At 59.9% G+C, this 22,611-nt stretch carries 16 protein-coding genes; 9 read left to right on the plus strand and 7 right to left on the minus strand.

Annotation, left to right across the window (positions count from 1 at the left end):
• The first annotated feature begins 103 nt into the window (after positions 1-103).
• From ACKPCU_RS16930 to ACKPCU_RS16940, 3 genes are read left to right on the plus strand one after another with little or no spacing between them, the layout of a single operon-like run.
• The gene (locus ACKPCU_RS16930) at positions 104-340 is read left to right on the plus strand and encodes a PP0621 family protein (protein ID WP_104737358.1); all 237 of its coding nucleotides are present in this window, start codon (positions 104-106) and stop codon (positions 338-340) included.
• The gene (locus ACKPCU_RS16935) at positions 321-1,913 is read left to right on the plus strand and encodes an ATP-binding protein (protein ID WP_321348510.1); all 1,593 of its coding nucleotides are present in this window, start codon (positions 321-323) and stop codon (positions 1,911-1,913) included. Before ACKPCU_RS16930 ends, ACKPCU_RS16935 begins: the two co-directional genes overlap by 20 nt.
• A gap of 37 nt (positions 1,914-1,950) precedes the next feature.
• On the plus strand, positions 1,951-3,294 hold the full coding sequence (locus tag ACKPCU_RS16940) for a sigma-54-dependent transcriptional regulator (RefSeq protein WP_321348514.1): 1,344 nt from the start codon (positions 1,951-1,953) through the stop codon (positions 3,292-3,294).
• Positions 3,295-3,309: 15 nt separating this feature from the next.
• Here the strand turns inward: ACKPCU_RS16940 and thiO are convergent, their stop codons facing one another.
• Positions 3,310-4,404 (minus strand): glycine oxidase ThiO, encoded by a 1,095-nt coding sequence (thiO, locus tag ACKPCU_RS16945; protein ID WP_104737361.1) that lies wholly within the window; start codon positions 4,402-4,404, stop codon positions 3,310-3,312.
• Between the two features lie 475 nt (positions 4,405-4,879).
• Here thiO and mqo point away from each other — a divergent pair, with 475 nt between their 5' ends.
• Positions 4,880-6,361, plus strand: a complete 1,482-nt coding sequence (mqo, locus tag ACKPCU_RS16950) for a malate dehydrogenase (quinone) (RefSeq protein ID WP_321348516.1) — start codon at positions 4,880-4,882, stop codon at positions 6,359-6,361.
• Here the strand turns inward: mqo and ACKPCU_RS16955 are convergent.
• The 5 genes from ACKPCU_RS16955 to ACKPCU_RS16975 form a co-directional block, all read right to left on the minus strand.
• Complete coding sequence (locus tag ACKPCU_RS16955; RefSeq protein WP_321348518.1) at positions 6,358-7,419, minus strand: M48 family metallopeptidase; 1,062 nt, start codon at positions 7,417-7,419, stop codon at positions 6,358-6,360. The genes mqo and ACKPCU_RS16955 overlap by 4 nt on opposite strands.
• Entirely contained in the window at positions 7,397-8,734 is a 1,338-nt protein-coding gene (locus ACKPCU_RS16960; RefSeq protein WP_321348521.1) for a YjgN family protein, read from the minus strand. The genes ACKPCU_RS16955 and ACKPCU_RS16960 overlap by 23 nt, the downstream gene beginning before the upstream one ends.
• A gap of 127 nt (positions 8,735-8,861) precedes the next feature.
• Entirely contained in the window at positions 8,862-9,596 is a 735-nt protein-coding gene (locus ACKPCU_RS16965; protein ID WP_321348523.1) for a substrate-binding periplasmic protein, read from the minus strand.
• A gap of 158 nt (positions 9,597-9,754) precedes the next feature.
• Positions 9,755-11,008, minus strand: coding sequence for a serine hydroxymethyltransferase (glyA, locus tag ACKPCU_RS16970; RefSeq protein ID WP_321348525.1), 1,254 nt, complete (start codon positions 11,006-11,008; stop codon positions 9,755-9,757).
• A 105-nt stretch (positions 11,009-11,113) separates the two neighbouring features.
• Entirely contained in the window at positions 11,114-14,989 is a 3,876-nt protein-coding gene (locus ACKPCU_RS16975) for an EAL domain-containing protein (RefSeq protein WP_321348527.1), read from the minus strand.
• A 177-nt stretch (positions 14,990-15,166) separates the two neighbouring features.
• Here ACKPCU_RS16975 and ettA point away from each other — a divergent pair, with 177 nt between their 5' ends.
• From ettA to ACKPCU_RS16990, 3 genes are all read left to right on the plus strand, one after another.
• Positions 15,167-16,831 (plus strand): energy-dependent translational throttle protein EttA, encoded by a 1,665-nt coding sequence (gene ettA / locus ACKPCU_RS16980; protein ID WP_104737368.1) that lies wholly within the window; start codon positions 15,167-15,169, stop codon positions 16,829-16,831.
• A gap of 161 nt (positions 16,832-16,992) precedes the next feature.
• A complete protein-coding gene (gdhA, locus tag ACKPCU_RS16985) occupies positions 16,993-18,330 on the plus strand; it encodes an NADP-specific glutamate dehydrogenase (protein ID WP_321348531.1) in 1,338 nt (445 codons plus the stop codon).
• Between the two features lie 57 nt (positions 18,331-18,387).
• Positions 18,388-18,744, plus strand: a complete 357-nt coding sequence (locus tag ACKPCU_RS16990; RefSeq protein WP_104737370.1) for a PilZ domain-containing protein — start codon at positions 18,388-18,390, stop codon at positions 18,742-18,744.
• A gap of 125 nt (positions 18,745-18,869) precedes the next feature.
• On the opposite strand, the gene radA is transcribed toward ACKPCU_RS16990, so the two are convergent.
• On the minus strand, positions 18,870-20,240 hold the full coding sequence (gene radA, locus ACKPCU_RS16995; RefSeq protein WP_321348533.1) for a DNA repair protein RadA: 1,371 nt from the start codon (positions 20,238-20,240) through the stop codon (positions 18,870-18,872).
• Between the two features lie 102 nt (positions 20,241-20,342).
• Between radA and ACKPCU_RS17000 the strand changes: the two genes are divergently transcribed.
• Complete coding sequence (locus ACKPCU_RS17000) at positions 20,343-21,113, plus strand: EAL domain-containing protein (protein WP_211287074.1); 771 nt, start codon at positions 20,343-20,345, stop codon at positions 21,111-21,113.
• Complete coding sequence (pap, locus tag ACKPCU_RS17005) at positions 21,106-22,557, plus strand: polyphosphate:AMP phosphotransferase (protein WP_321348536.1); 1,452 nt, start codon at positions 21,106-21,108, stop codon at positions 22,555-22,557. The genes ACKPCU_RS17000 and pap overlap by 8 nt, the downstream gene beginning before the upstream one ends.
• Positions 22,558-22,611: the final 54 nt, after the last annotated feature.

Raw genomic sequence — 22,611 nt, forward strand, 5'->3', positions numbered from 1 at the left:
GCCTATTGTCCGGCAAGCGCCTGTGCCTCGCAATCGCAACATGCTTTGGTGCACTACGGCCTTGGGCTACACTGGAACCCCCTGCACGGAACACAGCGATACCATGGGACTGATCAAACTGATAATTCTGGCTGCCCTGGTATGGGCAGCCCTGCGTTTCTGGCGCGCTCTGCAACAGCAACGGACACCGCAACACTCCTCACAGCAGCCACAAACCGATGCTCCGGTCATGGTTCGCTGTGCGCAATGTCAGGTTCACCTGCCCCAGTCACGCGCCCTGCGCGCCGGCGATCAATGGTACTGCTGCGCGGAACACCGAGATGAACACGGCAACAGCTGAGCGAATCGATTCACAACGTCCGCGGATCCTGCGGCTGTACAATCTGTATCGAGTGATTCTCGGGTTCGGCCTGACCCTGCTCACCAGCTCAGACCTGCGCGAGGGTGTGCTTTCGCTGAGCAACCCCGATGTCTATGCCAAGGCCAGCTGGATCTATCTCTTCATCAATGTGCTGATTGCGCTGTCGCTGCACAAGGGACGGCGCGACATCCACCTGTTTGTGCTGGCCATTCTCGACATTTCCCTGCTTGGCATCATCTTCTACGCCGCCGGCGGTATCGGCAGCGGCTTTGGCAACCTGCTGATCATCCCGGTTGCCATCGGCAACGTCCTGCTGCACGGGCGCATTGGCCTGGTGTTGCCGGCATTGTCCAGCCTGGTATTGATCTACCTGACGTTTTTCCTCAGCCTGACCCATCCGTACATCGGGCAGAACTACCTGCAGGCCGGGGTACTGGGGGCTATCTATTTTGCTGTTGCCCTGTTCGTTCAGCGCGTCAGTCGCCGCCTCTACCTGTCAGAGATTTTGGCCAAGCAGCAGGCCGCCAGCCTGGCCCGGCTGGAGCAACTGAACCAGTTGATCATTCAGCGCATGCGTACCGGCATCATGGTGGTCAGCGCAGACAACCGGATCCTGACCAGCAACGAGGCGTGTGCGCAAATGCTCAACCGAGACGTCCCACCGGATGAGCTGCTAGACCGGGTCGCTCCCGAGCTGGACCAGCGCCTGCGCCAATGGCAGCGCAACCCCTCGCTGCGCGCCACCTCGTTCCACAGCTTCAGTGGTAGCACCGAACTGATGGCCAACTTCAAACCGCTGGGCAGCAAGGCGCAGGACAACATCCTGGTCTTCCTCGACGACAACACCCAGGTCGCCCAGCAAGCGCAACAGCTGAAACTGGCGTCACTGGGACGACTGACCGCGAGTATTGCCCATGAAATACGTAACCCGCTCGGCGCCATCAGTCATGCGGCCCAGCTGCTAGCCGAGTCCGACCAGCTGACCCGCCAGGATCTGCGCCTGACCGAAATCATCCAGCAACACTCGCAGCGCATGAACCGGGTGATTGAAACCGTGCTGGAACTGTCCAGACGCCGCCCAAGCGAACCCCAGCTGGTGGACCTGGCCCTGTGGGTATCGAGTTTTATGACCGACTTCCGAGCATCCCACCCGGCCACCGATACCATCGACTGTGAAATAGAGAAAGAGGGCATCCTGACCCGGATGGATCCGAATCAGATGACCCAGGTGCTCAACAACCTGTGCAATAACGCCCTGCGTTACAGCGGAGAAGCCGGCCGCCCACGCACCATCGAACTGAAGCTCTACGTCCGCGCAGACACCCAATTGCCGGTACTTGAAGTGATCGATTACGGCCCGGGAGTGGCAGAAGAACACCTGGGTCACATTTTCGAACCCTTCTACACCACCGAAGCGACCGGGACCGGATTGGGCCTGTATATTTCCCGCGAACTCTGCGAGAGCAACCAGGCCAGACTGGAATGCGAACGCGTGCAGCCTCACGGCTGCTGCATGCGCATTACCTTTGCACACCCGAAACGACTGGTATGATGCCCGGAACTGAAGGACAGGAGTCAAGCAGCAAGCCATGACGCAACCCACCGTGCTGATCATCGACGACGAGCCGGATATTCTCGAACTGCTGGAGCTGACGCTTGGCCGCATGTCATTACAGACGCGCAGCGCCAGCACGCTGCGCGAGGCCATGACACTGCTGCAGTCCCAGCACTTTGACTTGTGCCTGACGGACATGCGACTGCCGGACGGCGACGGCATGAGCATCGTGCGCCATATTCAGCAGCATTTCACCAGCACGCCGGTGGCGATGATCACCGCCTATGGCAGCCTGGATACGGCAATCAACGCGCTCAAAGCTGGCGCGTTCGACTTTTTGACCAAGCCGGTGGACCTGACCCGCTTGCGAGAGCTGGTTTCAACCGCACTGCGCCTCAACACCGCGCAAGCTGACGCCGATCCACGGGACCGGGACCCTATATTGGGGATATCACCACCGATCGAGCGGCTGCGCAACCAGATCAGCAAACTCGCTCGCAGCCAGGCGCCTTTGTATATCAGCGGCGAATCCGGCAGCGGCAAGGAACTGGTCGCCCGCCGTATCCATGCACTCAGCCCCCGCGCCGAACAGCCGTTTGTGCCGGTCAACTGTGGTGCCATTCCCTCCGAGCTGATGGAAAGTGAGTTCTTCGGTCACCGCAAGGGCAGCTTCTCTGGCGCAGTGGCAGACAAACCCGGTCTGTTCCAGGCCGCCAACCACGGTACGCTGTTTCTTGACGAGGTAGCCGACCTGCCAATGGCCATGCAGGTCAAGTTGCTGCGTGCCATTCAGGAGAAAGCCATCCGCGCCGTCGGCAGCCAGCGCGAAGAAGCCGTCGACGTGCGCCTGCTGTGCGCCACCCACAAGGATCTCGCCAACGAAGTAGCTCAGGGCCGCTTCCGCCAGGATCTGTTCTACCGGATCAACGTCATCGAACTGCAGGTACCGCCACTCAGGGCCCGTCGCGAGGACCTGCCGCTACTGGTCCAAAGTATCCTTGGCAGACTGGCCGAACGCGCCAACCAGCCTGTACCAGAGGTCACCGAGGCCGGGATGGAGCGCTTGCTCAACTACCGTTTCCCAGGCAACGTGCGCGAACTGGAAAACGCACTTGAGCGCGCCTTCACCCTTTGCGAAGGCCAGCAGATTGATGCTCACGACCTGTGGCTAAGCGCGTGCCCGAGTGCTTCCCAGGACGATGCGCCCGACTTTAGCCAGATCGACCATCTGGAGGACTACCTGGACAACATCGAACGCCAGGCGATTACCCAGGCGCTGGAAGAAACCCGCTGGAACAAGACCGCAGCAGCCAAGCGCCTGGGTCTCACCTTCCGCTCACTGCGCTACCGCTTGAAAAAGCTCGGCCTCGACGACTGAGCCCTGGAGCGCCTGCTAACGCAGGCGCGCGTCCGGCAGATAGGGCGCAGGGTCGATCTCCGGCGTTCTGTCCAGCATCAGATCGACCAACAGCCGGCAGGACGCCGGCGCCAGCACAAGACCGTTGCGGAAATGCCCGGCGTTCAGCCACAAGCCTGGCAGAGAGGACACCGGGCCGATATAGGGCACACCGTCCGGCGACCCAGGGCGCAAACCTGCCCATTGAGCAACCGGTGACTGCCGCGCCAGGTCCGGCAGCAGAGCCTCTGCGCTTGCCTGCAGCGACGCCAGCGCCTGCTCGGTAGTGCGCTTGTCGTAGCCTTCGTACTCCAACGTGCTACCGATCAGGATATGACCATCACGTCGGGGAATGGCGTAACGCCCCTGCGCCATGACCATCGACGGCAGCCAGCCCGGCGCCATCTTGTACAACAGCATCTGCCCCTTGACCGGCTCGACCGGCAGGGAAAGCCCAGCCTGCCCCAACCAGTCACCACTCCAGGCACCAGCACAAAGCACAACCGCATCAGCTTCGATGCGTCCGGCAGGGCACTGCACACCAACCACCGCATCACCCTCTTGCAACAGCGAGTCGACCGCACAGTGCTCATGCAGTACAAAGTGTTCAAACTGGCTCAAGCGTGCACGCAAGGACTGCATCAGTCGCGGGTTACGAACATTGGCAAGACCGGCTTGCCAAAGCGCACCGCTGTAACCGCTGGCCAACTGCGGCACCTGCCGGTAGATAAAATCGGTATCAACCCGCTGCAGCGGCTTGTCATGGGCTGCAGCCCACCCCAGTGCCTGATCCTGCTCGTCGTGATCCAGCCACAGCAGTCCGCAGTCATGTACCTCCGGATCCAGTCCGGTCTGCGCCAGCAAGGTGTCAGCCAGGGGGGGATAATAGCCCTGAGACCAGTCAGCAAGCGCGCTGACCGCTTCGCAATAGCGCCAGGGATAGAGAGGAGAAACAATACCGCCGCCAGCCCAGGATGCCTCGCGCCCCAGCTCGCCACGCTCCAGCAGCGTTACCCGGCAGCCCGCATGCAGCAGCTCAAGCGCACTCAGACACCCCATTACCCCGCCCCCAACCAGCACTACATCATGCATCCACTCGTCCCCTCGCCGACCTGATATCAGGTCGTTTCTGATTAAAACGGCATACAGCAACCGCCGTCGTCGCGGCGCGCAAAAGACTACCGCACAATTGGCCTGATTTAGACCAAAGTCGGCCAAAAAAGCCGCTACAAAGGCAGCATAAGCCGAATTATGCTTCTGTCCCCGCCCTGCAGAAACCGGTATGATACCCCCTCTCTGAACTACTCCAATGGCCGATCACCGTCAGACCATTGAGCCCCGGCAGGCAGTTCCACACGAAGTGCCGCCGCTTTCTCATCAGCCAACAACTGATACCCACGTGCCGGGGCGTTCGGAGCAGACAGCACACATTGCTTGCCGCGCTCTCGACACAGCCAAAAGCGACAGTCGGGATCAAGCCCGTTTGCTAGCCGCCCCGACATTGGCCAGTATGATCACTGGAGAGCTCAAGAGGCTCCTTGATTTTTACCAAAGAGGCGACATGTAAATGACAGCAACGAACGTAGATGTATTGCTGGTCGGTGGTGGTGTCATGAGCGCTACGCTGGGAATGTTGCTCAAACAGTTGGATCCCGCCATGACCATTACCCTGGTCGAGCGTCTGGACCACGTGGCTCACGAAAGCACCGACGGCTGGAATAACGCTGGTACCGGACACGCCGGCTACTGTGAGCTGAACTACACTCCCGAAGACCAGAATGGCAATGTCGCGATCGAACGCGCCCTAGCCATCAATGCATCTTTCGAAGTAACCCTGCAGTTCTGGAGCTACCTGGTAGAACAGGGCATCATCCAGAACCCCTCTGACTTCATCAACGCCACCCCCCACCAGAGCTTCGTCTGGGGAGAGAAAGACGTTGCGTTCCTGCGCAAGCGGCATGAACTGCTGAGCCAGCACCACCTGTTCGCCGAGATGCAGTACAGCGAGTCGCCGGATCAGCTACGCGAATGGATGCCGCTGATCATGTCCAGTCGCGACACCAGTCAGCCGATTGCCGCTACCCGCATTGATCACGGTTCGGACGTGGACTTTGGCTCACTCACCCGTCGCATGATTGCTCATCTGGAACAGCAGGATGGGTTTGATCTGCGCCTGAGTCACTCGGTCAAAAGCCTGCGCAAGAGCAAACGAGGCCACTGGCGTGTCATAGTTGAAGATGAAAAAACTGGCAAGGAGGCAGAACTCTGCGCCAAGTTTGTTTTCCTCGGCGCCGGTGGTGGTTCGTTGCCGCTACTGCAGAAATCAAACATCGACGAAAGCCAAGGCTACGGCGGCTTCCCGGTCAGCGGCCAATGGCTGGTCTGCCAGGATCAGGAGGTGGTCAAGCGCCACAGCTCCAAGGTCTACGGCAAGGCTCCGGTCGGCGCCCCACCCATGTCGGTTCCTCATCTGGATACCCGTATCATCAATGGCCAACCTGCACTGCTGTTTGGCCCGTTCGCCGGCTTCACCACCAAGTTCCTGAAAAAAGGCTCGATATTTGATCTGTTCTCCTCGGTCAAACCGTACAACGTCGCACCGATGATGGCGGTCGGCCGGGACAACATGGACCTGACCAAGTACCTGATCGCCGAGTCGTTCCAGTCCCACAAGGATCGCGTTGCGTCATTGCGCAACTTCTTCCCGGATGCCCAAGAGAAGAACTGGAAACTGCAGAATGCCGGCATGCGCGTACAGATCATCAAGAAGGACGCCAAGGGTCACGGCAAGCTGGAATTCGGTACCGAGATCGTCGCCGCCAAAGACGGCACACTGGCAGCGCTGCTCGGCGCCTCGCCAGGCGCTTCAACGGCGGTACAGGCCATGATCGACGTGCTTGAGCGCTGCTTTAAAGACCGCATCGCCAGCCCCGAGTGGCAAGCACGCATGAAGACCCTGGTTCCATCCTATGGACAGTCTCTGGTCAAGGATGCCGAACTGCTCAAGCAGGTACGTCAGCGCACACTGAGCACCCTCCAACTGGTCTAGTAACCGGTTTGAAAGCGCTCGATTCGCTCTGGTGTGGGTGGATGGGTTGAGAGAAAACCACTCAGCTCATCCAGCTCGCCCTCTTCCTCGGAGGGCGGGTCCAGCCTGAGCATGATATCGGCAAAGCGTTGCGGTGAAATTTTCTGCTCCTGCATAAATGCCAGCGCAAAGTCGTCCGCTTCCTGCTCCATCCCCCGCTGATAACTCAAGGTCGCCAGCAAAGCCGGTACGCCTGTGACCAGGTCCGACGCCGCCGACACATCCCCCGTCAACGACACCATAACGAACACCAGCAACGACCCCTGCACAAGGTTACGCATACTGTGGCGATGCACCGCGTGCCCCACTTCATGGGCCAGCACGGCGATCAGCTCCTCGTCATGTTGAGCCAACGCAATCATCTTGTCGGTAAACACCAGATTGCCACCAGGCAACGCAAAAGCGTTGGCGCCCAGCGACTCGCTGGCACGAAAGTGCACTTTCAAGCGGTGCTCCGGATAACGCTCCTCCAGCGCTACTAAATAGGGCTGCATCATCCCCAGCAACGCCTGCTGACGCTCTTCGCTGAGGGCACTGGGCGCAGTCCAGAACTGATCCAGGGTACTCATGCCCTCATCGCCAGCACGCTCCTCCAGCGTCACCGGGACCAGGTACGCCACCCGCTCTGACAGCCACGGCACACCCCAGACCACACCGCCCAGCAGCATTGCCAGGACAACGACCAGCGATACCAGCACCAGCGGAATATTCAGCTCCAGCCGCCGCAACCAGACCGTGCCGCCGTCGGCTGCCTTGAGACTGGCGGCAATGGCCTGCAGCCCGGCTACGTCGGCCGATTCCAGCGCAGCCCGCTCCCCCAGATGCAGATAGCTGTGGGCACTCCCCACCTGCAGCCCCAGGCGCACGTCCTTGCCGGCAAAGCACTCAACACGACCGTCAGCGAGCTCAAGCCTCAGCTCACCCTCCCGCACGCGGGCAGAAGCGGCCAGGGCGCCACTCGACTCACCGTCGAAGAAGCGCCCGCGCACCACAGGGTCAGCCGAAGGAGAAACCGACATCAAAGGCATCCCCCAACTCCATGCCGACAGCACCGGCGCGTTGGGCTTCACCTGCAACAAAACCGTCCAGGTCGCCAGCGATCTCCATCTGCGTACAGCTGGCTCGATAACGTGCCATGCGCACCTTGGCCCAGGCCGTATAGAAGCCCATGGTCAGGGCAATCAGTATGGAGTTGGTCACAAAGATCCAGACCATGCGGCGCTTGCCGAGGGTAGAGACAAACCCATGTTGATCGAGCCGAGTCGCATTGGTCACCAGGTTGGTAACGCCAGCCATCATGTAACCAAACAGGGCCAGATACGCCAGGACCACCCCAATCATGCCGAGCGCCGAGTGGAGCATCGAGGCCAGACCGCCGAGCAAGGCAAAGCCGACAAACACCAGGATCATGCGCAGGAAGAACAGGTAGACCTGTCCCACCGTCAACGACAGCTGAAACGCACTGGTGCCGAAGCGGGTATTGTTGACCAGGAAGCTATACCAGCGCTGGGCGGCAAGCGGCAGCAACAGACCGAGACTCAGAATCCCCACCAGCGGCCACAGATAGACCACCTGAAAGGCTTGCCAATATGAGCCCGCAAAGTCAAAACGGATATTGCGATAGGCGCTGTTAATCGCGTGAAACTTCAGCGAACGCGTGATGATCCAGGGTATCAGCGGCAGGAAGAGTAGCACCAGCACGCTGGCGACCAGCGGAAAGAAACTGGACGCCACCGACCAGATGATCACCGCCACCAGCGCCACCAAGCGACCACGAAATATCACCCAGGGATCGGCAAGGTACTGAAAGCTGCCTGCTTCGAGCACGGTGTGCCCATAAAAATACTGCAGATTGCGTACCTTGGCCCAAGGCGCATAGAAACCAAAGGTTACCACCAACAGCAGGATGTTGACGATCCAGATGCCAAAGTACTCGCTACCGGTACCGGTAAACTGCAACTGCGACAGGCGCCGCTCGGGAGCCGGAGACGGAGGTGCGGGATGGGTTGTGTCGATGCCGCCGCTTGCCGGCTCGCCTCCGTTGTCCTCCGCCTGCTGACCCGGCGATGCAGGCGAAGGTTGTGGCGTGGTCGCTTTAACCGCGGAGCCATCCGGGAGGATTTCCGTCACCAGGCCAGCATCATGCAAACGCTGGCGGTACCGCTCGGCCAGCGCTGCGGTCAATCCTGACTTGATGGTTACCGACCGCCCCGCCAGCAGCGTCTCGACCTGTTTGCTGCCAAAGCCCAGCTGCAACAGGTTCTGCTTGAGCTGCGTCCCCTCAAACTCGCCGGTCTGCTGCCCCCTGAAAACCACCTTGAACAACTCACGCATATCACTGCCGTCCCTGTCTACATGATTCCCTGGCGGCTCGCCCAGACTCAGCTTCAGCCACCAAGTGTCGGCGCTATTCAAGCAACTGCCAGCAGCCAGCGCAAGTGCTCGCTTTCCGCCCTGCGACCTACTGCCGCGAGATAGTCATGTTGACCCCTTCAGCAACCAGCGAGTCGAAAGCGCCGTCGAGCCTATTGATAAGCACCGCCGCATCCGGCCTGCTGCGTGACGCAAACAAGCGCATCGGCGGATCATCAACGACGATGTAAGGCAGTTGATCCAGGTTCAGCTCAGCCATGGCCGATGCCGTCTGCCCCCGATAGTCGAGCAGATAGTCCCCGCGGTTGCGCATCAACATCCGTATTGCGCCAACGTGAGAACTGCTCGAACGCAGTTCAATGGCCAGCCGCGGGTCCTGCAGCACACGCGACACCGGCAAGCTGTAGTTGTAGTTGGTAATCAGGATCAACGCCTTGCCCTGAAGACTGTCAGGCCAGGTAGGCGCGGGTTCGCCAGGACGGTAATAAAGGTGAATGGGCACAGACCCGAAGCTGGAAAGACTCTGAATGGCGTATGCCTCCAGCCCGACCTGGTTATTGAGCCCAAGCCAGAGGTCGACGTCCCCCGAGACCAGTCCGCGCCGGACACGGGCAATAGGTAACAGCTCAATCTCATAATCCAACTCGGCGCGCTCGAACAGCCGATCCAGCAGATCCACCGTCCGACCAACAACCTGTCCCTGGGCGTCGTATTCCGCGTAACCCGGGTAAGCAAGCAGCACGACTTTCAGCGGTGGCAGCTGCTGCGCACTGATGTCGGATGACGCCAGCAGCACCAGCAGCCACAGCGATCGCAGAAACACTCTGGTCGTTATTCTTATTCTATGCACATCACCCTCTGCTGCCCGCGCAGCCATGCCGGACACCAACTGCGGCTACTCTTGTCACCAGAATGCCACGTACTACGGACAAAAAAAAACCCACGACAGCGGTCGTGGGCTTTTTTTAGTACTTACTGCTATCAGGCGCCGTATACCGGCAGCCGCGCGCAGATGGCCTTGACCTGCTCACGTACCCGATCAATCACGGATTCATCACCCATGTTGTCGAGAATGTCGCAGATCCAGCCAGCCAGCGCTTCGCAGTCCGCTTCAACAAAACCACGGGTAGTGACCGCCGGCGTACCAATGCGCAGACCAGAGGTCACAAATGGAGAACGCGGGTCATTCGGCACACTGTTTTTGTTCACGGTGATAAACGCGCGCCCCAGAGCAGCGTCAGCGTCCTTGCCGGTAATATCCTGCTTGATCAGTGACAGCAAGAACAGATGGTTCTGGGTACCACCGGATACCACATCGAAACCACGCTCGATGAACACCTTGGCCATCGCCTGGGCGTTCTTCACAACCTGCTGCTGATAAGCCTTGAACTCAGGCTGCAATGCTTCCTTGAAGCAGATCGCTTTGGCCGCGATGACGTGCTCCAGCGGGCCGCCCTGGGCTCCAGGGAAAACCGCCGAGTTCAGCTTTTTCTCGATCTCTTCGTTGGCACGAGCCAGGATCAGGCCGCCACGCGGGCCGCGCAGGGTCTTGTGGGTGGTGGTGGTAACCACATCAGCGAACGGCACCGGGTTCGGGTAGACACCCGCAGCAACCAGACCGGCAACGTGGGCCATATCAACAAACAGATAGGCGCCGACCTTATCGGCGATAGCGCGGAAGCGGGCAAAATCCAGCACCTGAGAATAGGCACTGAAACCGGCCACGATCATCTTCGGCTTGTGCTCAACCGCCAGACGCTCAACCTCGTCATAGTCGATCAGGCCCTGATCGTTGATGCCGTACTGAACCGCGTTGTACAGCTTGCCGGAGGACGAAACCGACGCGCCGTGGGTCAGGTGACCGCCGTGCGCCAGGCTCATGCCCAGAATGGTGTCGCCAGCCTGCAACAGCGCCAGATACACGGCGGAGTTGGCTTGCGAGCCTGCGTGCGGCTGAACGTTGGCATAGTCGGCACCGAACAGTTCCTTGGCACGATCAATGGCCAGCTGTTCCACAACATCAACGTACTCGCAACCACCGTAGTAGCGCTTGCCCGGATAGCCTTCAGCGTACTTGTTGGTCAGTACGGAGCCCTGCGCCTGCATGACTGCCGGGCTGGTGTAGTTCTCCGAGGCAATCAGTTCGATGTGCTCTTCCTGACGCACGGCTTCCTGCTCCATGGCAGCCCACAGATCGGCATCGAATGTGGCAATATCGTTGGAACGGCTAAACATGTAACGGCCCCCTGCTAGGTCGTTCTGATGAAAAAAGAGGACGCATTTTAACGCAAGCGTCACAGACTGGCACTTGAAAAGCGTTCAGGAAGCGACAAAAAGCATTCATTCAGTTCGCCACAGCCAGCGCCGCTCGAACTCCTCCGCAGCGACCGGCCGCCCGAGGTGGTAACCCTGCACCTCGTCACACCCAAAACTGCTGACCAACTGGTACTGCTCTTCGGTTTCGATACCCTCGGCGATTACCCGCAACTGCAAACTGCGCCCCATCGCCACGATCGCCTGAGCCAGCAGCGCATCGCGACTACCGGGCAGCATGGTCTGAATGAAGCCGCGGTCAATCTTCAGCGTATCAATCGGGAAATCGCGCAGGTAATTCAACGCAGAGTACCCCGTACCAAAATCGTCAATGGCGATCTGCATGCCGCGCTGCTTCAGCTCTTCCAGCGTGCGCATGGTCTCATCAATGTTGCGCAGCAGGATGCTCTCGGTCAGCTCAAGCTCCAGCGCCTCTGGCGCTAGGCCGTGCCGCTCCAGTACAGCAGCAATCTGCACCGCCAGCGTACCGTCTTCAAATTGCATAGCCGACAGGTTGACCGCAAGACGCGGTAACTGCAGCCCCTTGGCCCGCCAGCTGGAAACCTGTCGGCAAGCCTCATCCAGTACCCACTCACCCAGCCCGCGGATCAGTCCCAACTCCTCAGCAATGGGAATAAACTCTGCAGGCGACACCGTACCGCGCTCCGGATCGCGCCAACGCAACAACGCCTCGGCCCCGGTCAACTGGCCGTCACGGCAACTGAACTGCGGCTGATAAACCAGTTCAAAAGCCTGATCCTGTACCGCGCGGCGCAAATCGTTCTCCAGTGCCAGCCGCTCAAGCGCCTTGGCATTCATGTCACGCTGGTAAAACTGGAAAGTGGCCTTGCCTGCCCCCTTGGCGTGATACATCGCAGTATCGGCATTTTTCAGCAGAATGCTGCTTTCAGCGCCGTCCTGGGGATAAAGCGCAACACCAAGGCTTGCGGTAACAAAGAAATCGCGGCCCTGCAGCACGAAGGCACCCGCCAGCGCATTCAGTACCTTTTCAGCCACATGCATGGCAGTTGAGAGCGCAACCTCCCGATTGGCCAACCCGGTCAACAGCATGGTGAACTCATCCCCGCCCATGCGCGCAACCGTGTCGCTCTCGCGCACGCAGGCGCGCAGACGCTGCGCCACCTCCTTGAGCACCTGATCACCAGCCGCGTGACCCAGGCTATCGTTGATCGGCTTGAAGCGGTCCAGATCAAGGAAGAGCACCGCAACCCACTCTCCCTTGCGGGCAGCCAGCTGCAGGGAAGCCTGCAACCGGTCCTGAAACAACGTTCGATTGGCCAGACCGGTCAGCACATCGTAATAGGCCAGGCTTTGAATCCGCTCCTCCGAGGCCTTGCGCTCGCTGATGTCGACAAAAAAGCAAACATAGCTGACCAGATCACCATCGTTGTCATGCACTGCGGTAATCCCCGCCCAACTGGGAAATACCTCACCTGAAGCGCGGCGTTGCCATACCTCCCCTTCCCAGTGCCCCTGAGCCTGCAATGTTGTCAGAACAGAGCTGGAAAATTGCGACTCATACCCCTGCGACACCAACATGGAGGGGGTCTGATCGATCACCTGCTCCGGCAGATAGCCGGTAATCCGCGAGAAGTTCTCGTTGACCTGCACTATGTATCCAGCCGGATCGGTGACCAGAATACCGCCTGTGGTGTTTTCGAACACCGTGGCCGCCATGCGCAGCCGGTTTTCCGTCCGCCGCTGCTCGCTGATGTCACGGGCCAGCCCAAGCAACCCGAGGAAGCGTCCCTGCGCTGACCACATCAGGGTGATACGCACCTCCAGCGGACACTTGCGCCCATCTGCCTTAATACCATCAAAGGTCACCTGCCGCTGATAGCCATGCTCACGCAGGGCTGCCGCACGCTCGGGCACATGAACCTGATCGCGCAACTCCTCGCGAATGCGCTCCATGAACTCAAGAAAACGCTCGTCCGCCAGCGTTTCAACATACGCCTTGCTGAGCATGAATTCCGGGCTGTAGCCAAGCAGGCGCTGAACCGAGGGGCTTATGTAGTCGGTTCTAAAATCACTGTCCGTAGACCAGACGATGTCACTGATGCTTTCTGTCAACTGCCGGTAACGCGCCTCGGAGCGCTGGATCAGCTCATTCGCCAGTGTCTGTTCATGAATATCACGGACAAAGCCGATCACCTGAGACACCCGGCCATCGGGCGAGCGCTTGAACACCTTGGAGCGCACGCTGAACCAGCGCCAACCATCGGTTCGGTGATGCCAGCGAATCCGCCACTCCAGAACCTGATCGTCGCCCAGAGTCAGTTGCAACCGACGGTTGGTCTGCATGTATTCAAGATCATCCGGGTGCAACAGCCGGGTCCGGTAATCGGCGCCCATGCTCGACTCTTCTTCCGCGCTATAGCCGAGCAGCTCAGCCAGCGTTCGGTTGCTGAACAGAAAGTCACCTGCGCCCATCCACTTGCCATCGCGGATATAAATCAGATCAGGCACCGAGCGGACCACCTCCGCCCAGAACTCGCGGCTCTGGCGCAGGGTCAGCTCCGTCGCCCGACGCTGGCTGAGATCGGTGATGCTCATGGGCACCGCATGCAGCGCGTCCGTGCTATTCGGTAAGCGCATGACGACCCAGACGTAGATGGTGCTGCCGTCGGCGCGGCGCAGTGGCGTTTCCAGCTCAAAGCGCTCTTCCCCATTGACCAGCGCCCTCAACAGCCGGTAACGCCCACCGCCGGGGCGCAGATGCCTGTCGCCCTGCAGCACCCGTTCAAGCGACGCCACATCTGGCAGTCCCAGCAACTCCAGCGCAACCTGATTGGCTTCCAGGATACGGATTGTCTTCAGCAGCTCAGCGTGCCGCTGCGGGTTGTCCAGCAACCAGCGGTCCAGCTGTTCTGCGTTAAAGATCCCCTCACGCATCAGAGCCTGCTTGATGTCGACCAAATCAACCAGGCAAAGCGCCATGTCCACGCCCTGGAAAATATCCCGGTAACGCCGCTCGGTATCCAGCAGACTGCGAGTCGAGCGATCCTGATCCACCTGCATCAAGCGATTGACCCGAGCCTGCCGCCCCATGAACCAGAGCGCCGCCAGCAGGATCAGCAGGCAGCCGCAAAAGAGCAGCACCTTACGCAGCAACAGCGGTGCCAACTGACGGCCGTAGTAATGCGGCTCAACCAGCCCTCGCACCTGCCAAAGCGTGCCAGAGACAGGCGCACTCACCACCACGCGCTCACGCTCCCCGGTGGTCATCGCGGCACCACCCAGAAATGCCAGTCTATCCTGCTGCTGGCGTGCCAGTACCCGCCCTTGCCCGGTGTCTTCCAGCAACCAGAGATAGCCGCGCCCACGGCGGGCCGATACCAGTGCCGACAACACGCGTTCATCCAGGCGGAGAACCCAATAACGACCGTCTTGCTGACTGCTCAATGTCCAGAACAACAGGTTACGCTCGGTATCCGATACCAGGGCAAAAGCTTCCCCACTGATCTGCAGGCGGCGCACACTTTGCGCCCAGGGCTCCCGACTGCTTGTCGGCGGCTGCCCCGGGTCCACACGATGAACATCGTAGACGCCGGGCAACAGCGCCTGCGCCGCCATCGCAACCGTGTTTGCGGGCTGGTCTTCCAGGCTGTCGAGTAGCGCCGTCAAGGCAAGAGAAGTGGTTGCCAGATTGAGTTCCATCTGGTCAGCAGTAAGCCAGACCGCCTCTTCCACCAGCGTCTGGTGCTGCCGTTTAAGCATGTGAAAGTCGAGATAGGTCTGCCAGCCAAGCAGCGCCATAAGCAAACCGCTGGCTACCGCAAACATCGCAATACCCAGGCGATTGACCGCAGGTTGCAGGGTGACCGGTACTGCGGCAGGCGCTTGCTGCTCGGGCGTAGATTCGTTTTTATTCTTCTTCAAGGCGTATCACTTGTCGGTTTGCGGTCAGCAAAAATACCATCTGGCGCAGTGGCAGCAGGCGTCGGGCACTACGCAAACGGTTTGCCCTCGCAGGTCAGTTGGGCTAGCCTTGCCACCACATTTCGCCCCTCTGGCGAAGCCCTTTTCGCACACTCCCATTCAACAGGTTCTGCCACCATGGCTCAATATGTTTATAGCATGCATCGGGTCGGGAAAGTCGTCCCCCCGAAGCGCCAAATTCTCAAGGATATCTCCCTGTCTTTCTTCCCCGGCGCCAAAATTGGTGTACTGGGTCTCAACGGGGCCGGTAAATCCACCCTGCTGCGCATCATGGCCGGCGTAGACACCGAGATCGAAGGTGAAGCCCGGCCGATGCCGGGTATCAAAGTAGGTTATCTGCCGCAAGAACCGGAACTTGATAACAGCAAAACCGTACGTGACATCGTTGAAGAAGCAGTCAGCGAAATCAAGGATGCCCAAGCCCGGTTGGACGAAGTCTACGCCGCCTACGCCGAGCCCGACGCCGACTTCGATGCGCTGGCCGCCGAGCAAGGCAAGCTCGAAGCCATCCTGCAGGCCGCCGACGGCCACAATCTCGAGCGTCAGTTGGAAGTGGCCGCCGATGCCCTGCGTCTGCCAGCGTGGGACGCCAAGATTGAACACCTGTCCGGCGGCGAGAAGCGCCGTGTGGCACTCTGCCGCCTGCTGCTGTCCGCTCCCGACATGCTGCTGCTAGACGAACCGACCAACCATCTGGACGCCGACTCCGTCGCCTGGCTGGAGCAGTTCCTGCACGATTTCCCCGGGACCGTGGTAGCGATTACCCACGACCGCTACTTCCTCGACAACGTCGCTGGCTGGATCCTCGAACTGGACCGCGGTCAGGGCATTCCGTTCGAAGGCAACTACTCCCAGTGGCTGGAATCCAAGGCGGCTCGCCTGGCAACTGAAGCCAAGCAGGAGGCCTCCCACGCCAAGGCCATGAAGGCAGAGCTGGAGTGGGTTCGCCAGGGCGCCAAAGGCCGGCAGGCCAAATCCAAGGCTCGCCTGCAGCGCTTTGAGGAACTGCAATCGCAGGAATTCCAGAAGCGCAGCGAGACCAACGAGATCTACATCCCGGCGGGCCCGCGCCTGGGCGACAAGGTCATCGAGTTCAACGGTGTAAGCAAAGGATTTGGTGACCGTGTACTGATCGACAACCTGTCATTTGCCGTGCCCAAGGGCGCTATTATCGGCGTGATCGGTGGTAACGGCGCAGGTAAATCAACCTTGTTCCGCATGATCACCGGCAAGGAACAACCGGACAGCGGCAGCATCGATATCGGCGACACCGTTCAGATCGCCAGTGTCGACCAGAGCCGCGATGATCTGGACGGCAACAAAACCGTCTGGGAGCAGGTTTCCGATGGCTTCGACCTGATCAAGGTCGGCAACTACGAAATGCCTTCTCGCGGTTACGTCGGCCGTTTCAACTTCAAGGGCTCCGACCAGCAGAAGTTCGTCAAGGATCTCTCCGGTGGTGAGCGTGGCCGCCTGCATCTGGCCCTGACACTCAAACAGGGCGCCAACGTGCTGCTGCTCGACGAACCGTCCAACGACCTTGACGTCGAGACCCTGCGTGCACTGGAAGAGGCGCTGCTGGACTTCCCCGGCTCCGCCATCGTGATCTCCCACGATCGCTGGTTCCTCGACCGCATCGCTACCCACATCCTGGCGTATGAAGACGATTCGCAGGTGACCTTCTTCGAAGGCAACTACACCGAGTACGAAGCTGATCGTAAGAAACGTCTGGGTGACGCTGCAGCCCAGCCGCACCGCGTACGCTACAAGAAGCTCGCCTGATACTAGGCAGTTGAAAAGGCGGCCCTCGGGCCGCTTTTTTGCGCCTATTTTTTACGCCTTGTTACATATTGCACCAAAATGACGCAATGCATCATTTATGTGCAAAGCGCGCTTTGCTAGATTCGACGCCTTTCGCTCGATTTCAAGGATAGCCCGCACCGATGACCGATACCCTCGACAGTTGCCTCGCCCACCTCAAGCGCCGCGATCCGGACCAGCCGGAATTCCATCAAGCTGCCGAAGAGGTACTTGGCAGTCTATGGCCCTTCCTTGAGGCCAACCCCAAATACCTGAACAACGGCATCATCGAGCGACTGATTGAGCCTGAGCGCGTCATCATGTTCCGCGTACCTTGGGTCGACGATCACGGCCAGGTACGCGTCAATCGTGGCTACCGAATCCAGATGAACAGTGCAATTGGCCCTTACAAGGGCGGCCTGCGGTTTCATCCATCGGTCAACCTTGGCGTACTCAAATTCCTGGCGTTCGAGCAGGTATTCAAGAACGCTCTGACCTCACTGCCAATGGGCGGCGGCAAGGGCGGCGCCGACTTCGACCCCAAAGGCAAGAGCAACGGCGAGATCATGCGTTTCTGCCAGTCGTTCATGACCGAGCTGTCACGGCATATCGGTGCCGACCTGGATATCCCTGCCGGCGACATCGGCGTCGGTGCCCGCGAGATCGGTTTCATGTATGGCCAGTACAAGCGCTTGCGCAATGAGTTCACCTCGGTCCTGACCGGCAAGGGCATCAGTTATGGCGGCAGCCTGATCCGCCCCGAAGCCACCGGGTATGGCTGCGTGTACTTTGCTGAACAGATGCTCAAGCAGCGTGACCAACAAATTGACGGCAAGCGGGTGGCCATTTCCGGCTCCGGGAACGTCGCTCAGTACGCCGCACAGAAAGTTCTGGAGCTGGGCGGACGGGTTATCTCTGTCTCAGACTCCGGTGGCACCCTGTACTATCCAGACGGCATGACGCAGGCCCAGTGGGACGCACTGATGACGCTGAAAAACGAGCAGCGTGGACGCCTGGAATCGCTGCATGGTGATGGCTGCGAATTCATCGTCGGTCAGCGCCCTTGGCATTTGTCCTGCGACATTGCCCTGCCCTGCGCAACCCAGAACGAGTTGGACGCCGAGGACGCTCGCCACCTGATCGAGAACGGCTGCATTGCCATCGCCGAGGGCGCCAACATGCCGTGCACCCTGGAGGCGGTCGACCTGTTTCAGGAGCATCGGATTCTGTTTGCGCCGGGCAAAGCCGCCAACGCGGGTGGTGTTGCCGTGAGCGGTCTGGAAATGAGCCAGAACGCCATGCGCCTACACTGGAGCGCCGGCGAAGTGGACGAAAAACTGCACTGCATCATGCAATCGATCCACTCAGCCTGCGAATACTACGGCAAGGAAGAAGACGGCCACATCAACTACGTCAAGGGCGCCAACATCGCCGGCTTCGTCAAAGTAGCCGACGCAATGCTAGCCCAGGGCGTGGTGTAAGCAACAAAAAGCGCTATAGTGAGGGCATCGATGACCACGACACCCGGGAGCCATCGGATGCACGATGACAGACGGCGCTTCAGCCGCATTCCGTTCGATGCCCAGACCATGCTGCAACAGGACGGCTGGTGCGTCGCAGCACAATTGATCGACATATCCCTGCGTGGCCTGCTGGTCATGCAGCCCGAAAGCTGGGACCCGGCGCGCGCGCAGACGCCTTTTATTGCGATTATCGAACTGTCCGAAGGCAGTCAGATTCGCATGGAAGTCACCCTCGCTCACGCCGAGGAAAACCTGCTCGGCTTTCAGTGCGAACACATTGATCTGGACTCAATCAGCCACCTGCGTCGGCTGGTTGCCCTAAATCTGGGTGACGAGACGATGCTGGAGCGGGAGCTGGCGGCTTTGCTTTAGGCGGCGCCACGCGCCGCAGCGGCAAGCTTCAAGCTGAGAGTGCCTCCCAACTCCCCCCCAGCGACTAGCCCCGGAGGTTTTGCTTTTCGCTTGCAGCTTGCAGCTGTACAGCGGCTCTGCCGCTGCTACTCAAATATCGCCGCCAGCGCCTGATCCAGCCGGGTCACGGCAATCACCTGCATTCCTTTAGGTGCTTCCTTGGGCGCATTGGCCTTAGGCACGATGGCGCGGGTAAAGCCGTGTTTGGCGGCTTCTTTCAAGCGTTCCTGTCCGCTTGGCACCGGGCGAATTTCACCCGACAGCCCCAACTCACCAAATACCATCAGATCCATCGGCAGCGGCCGGTTGCGCAGGCTCGACATGACTGCGGCCAGCAGCGCCAGATCGGCTGCCGTCTCCAGCACCTTGACGCCACCGACCACGTTGACAAAGACATCCTGGTCATAGGTAGCAACGCCGCCGTGGCGGTGCAGTACGGCCAGCAGCATCGCCAACCGGTTCTGATCCAGACCCAACGTCACCCGCCGCGGGTTACCCAGATGACTGGTGTCGACCAGCGCCTGCACTTCCACCAGCATCGGCCGCGAGCCCTCCCAGGTGGCCATCACCACACTGCCGGGGATCGGCGCGTCGTAACGGGAGAGGAAAATCGCGGACGGGTTGGCCACTTCCTTCAGGCCCTTGTCGGTCATGGCGAACACCCCTAGCTCGTTGACCGCGCCAAAACGGTTCTTGACCGCCCGCAGCATACGGTAACGGCCGTCGGCCTCACCCTCGAAATACAGCACCGTATCAACCATGTGCTCAAGCACCCGCGGCCCGGCCAGCGACCCTTCCTTGGTCACGTGACCGACCAGAAAGATTGCCGCTCCACTCTGCTTGGCGTAACGCACCAGCAAGGCTGCACTTTCGCGCACCTGGGCAACGCCGCCGGGAGCCGACTGCAGTTGTTCGGTAAAAATGGTCTGGATCGAGTCGACCACCATGACCCTCGGCTGTTCCTGCCGTGCAGTGGCGACGATGCTCTCAATGCAGGTCTCGGTCATCACCTTTAGCTGATCTTCCGGCAAGCCGAGCCGGCGCGCGCGCATCGCTACCTGCTGCTGCGACTCCTCACCGGTCACATAAAGCGCGGGCATGCCCTGCGCCAGGCGGCACAGGGTCTGCAGCAGAATAGTCGACTTGCCAATCCCGGGATCACCGCCGATCAGCACGACAGAGCCGGCGACCAGGCCGCCGCCCAATACCCGATCCAGTTCGGAAGAACCACTGGGTTGGCGGGGCATCTCCTCAGTGGTGACCTCAGCCAGCGTCTTCACCGCGGCTTGCTGGCCGGTCCAGTTGCTCGTACGCGACGGGCTGCCACCGGTAGGCGTGGTGTCCACCACGGTCTCAACCATGCTGTTCCAGGCCTGGCACTCCGGGCACTGCCCGGCCCATTTGGAAAAGGTGGCGCCACACTCGGTGCAGCCGTATACGCGCTTCTGTTTAGCCATATGCGTTCAATCAACCTCAGGGAGCGGCACCGTGCATGCCGCTTGATATCAGGAGAACATTATCTTCTATACTGGCGGTCCAGAGGCGCAAGGATCCAAAAAATGACCACCGAGCCACAAACACCGCCGCCCTGCCGGGCCTGCACCGACCGCCCCCCGCTCGATTTTGAGTTCAGCATGGCGTTTCAGCCCATCATCGACGTGCGCAGTCGCGAGATCTTCGCCTGCGAGGCGCTGGTGCGAGGTACTGACGGCAGTGGCGCGGCCGCCATTCTGGCACAGGTGACAGACGAGAACCGGTATCAATTTGATCAGGCCTGTCGGGTCAAGGCGGTTGAGCTGGCAGCGCGCCTGGACATACCCGGCTATGTCAGCATCAATTTCCTGCCCAACGCCGTCTACGAGCCGGCAACCTGTATCAGGGCCACCCTGGAAGCAGCCAAGCGCCACAATTTTCCGCCGGAGCGGCTGCTGTTCGAGGTGACAGAAGGGGAACAGGTTACCGACCACGCTCACCTCAAGAGCATTCTCGGCGAATACACCCGCCGGGGGTTCAAGACAGCAATTGATGACTTTGGTGCAGGCTACTCCGGGCTGAACCTGTTGGCGGAATTTCAGCCAGACATCATCAAGCTGGATATGGCGCTACTGCGTAACATTGATCGCGACCCGGTGCGCCAGGCCATCGTGCGTGGCATTCTGGGCGTCTGCCAAACCCTGAACATCGAGGTCATCGCCGAAGGAGTAGAAACCTCCGAGGAGCTAGCCTTCCTGCGCTCTATCGGCATCTATCTGATCCAGGGCTACCTGTTGGCCCGCCCCGCCTTTGAGCATGTACCCGATATCAACTGGACCGCCATCGCCGATGAGTAACAGCAAGGATACAAACAAGAAACGCAAAGCCGAACGTGAAGCGCTGCGCGAAGAGCTGCTTGAAACCCAGTTTGAACTCCGCACCCTTGAACGCGGCTCGGTGCTGGTACTGATCAGCGGGAATGACTTCGCCGGCAAGGCCGAGGTCATTCACAGCTTCTATGAATGGCTCGATAACCGCTATCTCAACACCCGGGCCTTTGGCCTGCCAAAAGGGGTCGACAAGCGCATGCCACGCATGTGGCGTTACTGGCGCACCCTACCACCCACCGGCGAGCTGGGATTTTATCTAGGTTCCTGGTATCACCAGCCACTGATGAAACTGAGCCGCGGGCAGATCAGCATCAACCGTTTTACCGCACAGATGCAGGAAATCCTGCATTTCGAACGGATGCTCAACGACGAGGGCATCATCTTGGTGAAAGTCTGGCTGCATCTGACCGATGACGAACGCGGCGCACGCCAGCGCATTGACCCAAGCCTGCTCAGGCAAACGGTGGCGATGCGCGAGTGGGGCGACTTCAGTGCGGCAGACTACGAGAAGGTCCGCGAGAGCGCCCGCCTGATGACCGAGCTAACCTCCAGCAACGAGTCGCCCTGGATACGGGTTCCGGCAGCGGACCCGCATGAACGCGATCAGCGCATTGGTCAGATCGTGCTGGAAGCCATGCGCGAACGCCTCAAAAATACACCCAAACCGCGACCGATCTACGGCTGGCAACCGGCCCAGCGCGACTACCTCGCCCAGCTGGATTACAGCCTGCAACTGTCCAAAGACGATTACCAGCAGCAGTTGGAACACTGGCAAAACCGCCTGCGCGATTTGATACAGCACCCGCGCTTTGCCCGACGCAGCCTGATGCTGGTCTTTGAAGGTAGCGATGCCGCTGGCAAGGGTGGCACCATCCGTCGCATCACCCAGTGCCTTGACCCGCGTATCCTGCGCGTACACGGCACCAGAGCACCCAGCGATGAAGAACGGCGCATGCCCTATCTGTGGCGCTTCTGGCGCCGCATTCCCGCGCCGGGCAACGTCGTTGTGTTTGATCGCAGTTACTACGGCCGGGTGCTGGTAGAACGTGTCGAAGGCTTCGCCGCCGACGCCGAATGGCAGCGCGCATACGCCGAAATCAACGACTTCGAACAGCAACTGACTGACAGCGGCACCCTGTTAATCAAGTTCTGGCTGGCTATCACCGAAGAGGAGCAGCTCAAGCGTTTCAAGGACCGCGAGCAATCCCCGGTCAAGCGCTACAAACTGACGGACGAGGATTGGCGCAACCGCAAGCGCTGGCCCGCCTACGTTCAGGCAATGAACGACATGGTCGAGCACACCTCTACCCGTTCGGCCCCCTGGCATCTTATTCCCGCAGAGGACAAACGGCATGCCCGAATCCAGGCCCTGCGTATTCTCTGTGAAGCACTGGATGAAGAGTTGAAATAGTTGGTCTGGCATGAACGCGGCGCTATGACCAGCTCACGCCATGTCGGCGCCATT

The sequence above is a fragment of the Halopseudomonas oceani genome (assembly GCF_963677335.1).
Classification (GTDB): domain Bacteria; phylum Pseudomonadota; class Gammaproteobacteria; order Pseudomonadales; family Pseudomonadaceae; genus Halopseudomonas; species Halopseudomonas oceani.

Bases quoted from the DNA above. Each gene is read 5' to 3' on its own strand.
- ACKPCU_RS16930 (WP_104737358.1), top strand. From the start codon at position 104: ATGGGACTGATCAAACTGATAATTCTGGCTGCCCTGGTATGGGCAGCC.
- ACKPCU_RS16935 (WP_321348510.1), top strand. From the start codon at position 321: ATGAACACGGCAACAGCTGAGCGAATCGATTCACAACGTCCGCGGATC.
- ACKPCU_RS16940 (WP_321348514.1), top strand. From the start codon at position 1,951: ATGACGCAACCCACCGTGCTGATCATCGACGACGAGCCGGATATTCTC.
- thiO (WP_104737361.1), bottom strand. From the start codon at position 4,404: ATGCATGATGTAGTGCTGGTTGGGGGCGGGGTAATGGGGTGTCTGAGT.
- mqo (WP_321348516.1), top strand. From the start codon at position 4,880: ATGACAGCAACGAACGTAGATGTATTGCTGGTCGGTGGTGGTGTCATG.
- ACKPCU_RS16955 (WP_321348518.1), bottom strand. From the start codon at position 7,419: ATGTCGGTTTCTCCTTCGGCTGACCCTGTGGTGCGCGGGCGCTTCTTC.
- ACKPCU_RS16960 (WP_321348521.1), bottom strand. From the start codon at position 8,734: ATGCGTGAGTTGTTCAAGGTGGTTTTCAGGGGGCAGCAGACCGGCGAG.
- glyA (WP_321348525.1), bottom strand. From the start codon at position 11,008: ATGTTTAGCCGTTCCAACGATATTGCCACATTCGATGCCGATCTGTGG.
- ettA (WP_104737368.1), top strand. From the start codon at position 15,167: ATGGCTCAATATGTTTATAGCATGCATCGGGTCGGGAAAGTCGTCCCC.
- gdhA (WP_321348531.1), top strand. From the start codon at position 16,993: ATGACCGATACCCTCGACAGTTGCCTCGCCCACCTCAAGCGCCGCGAT.
- ACKPCU_RS16990 (WP_104737370.1), top strand. From the start codon at position 18,388: ATGCACGATGACAGACGGCGCTTCAGCCGCATTCCGTTCGATGCCCAG.
- radA (WP_321348533.1), bottom strand. From the start codon at position 20,240: ATGGCTAAACAGAAGCGCGTATACGGCTGCACCGAGTGTGGCGCCACC.
- ACKPCU_RS17000 (WP_211287074.1), top strand. From the start codon at position 20,343: ATGACCACCGAGCCACAAACACCGCCGCCCTGCCGGGCCTGCACCGAC.
- pap (WP_321348536.1), top strand. From the start codon at position 21,106: ATGAGTAACAGCAAGGATACAAACAAGAAACGCAAAGCCGAACGTGAA.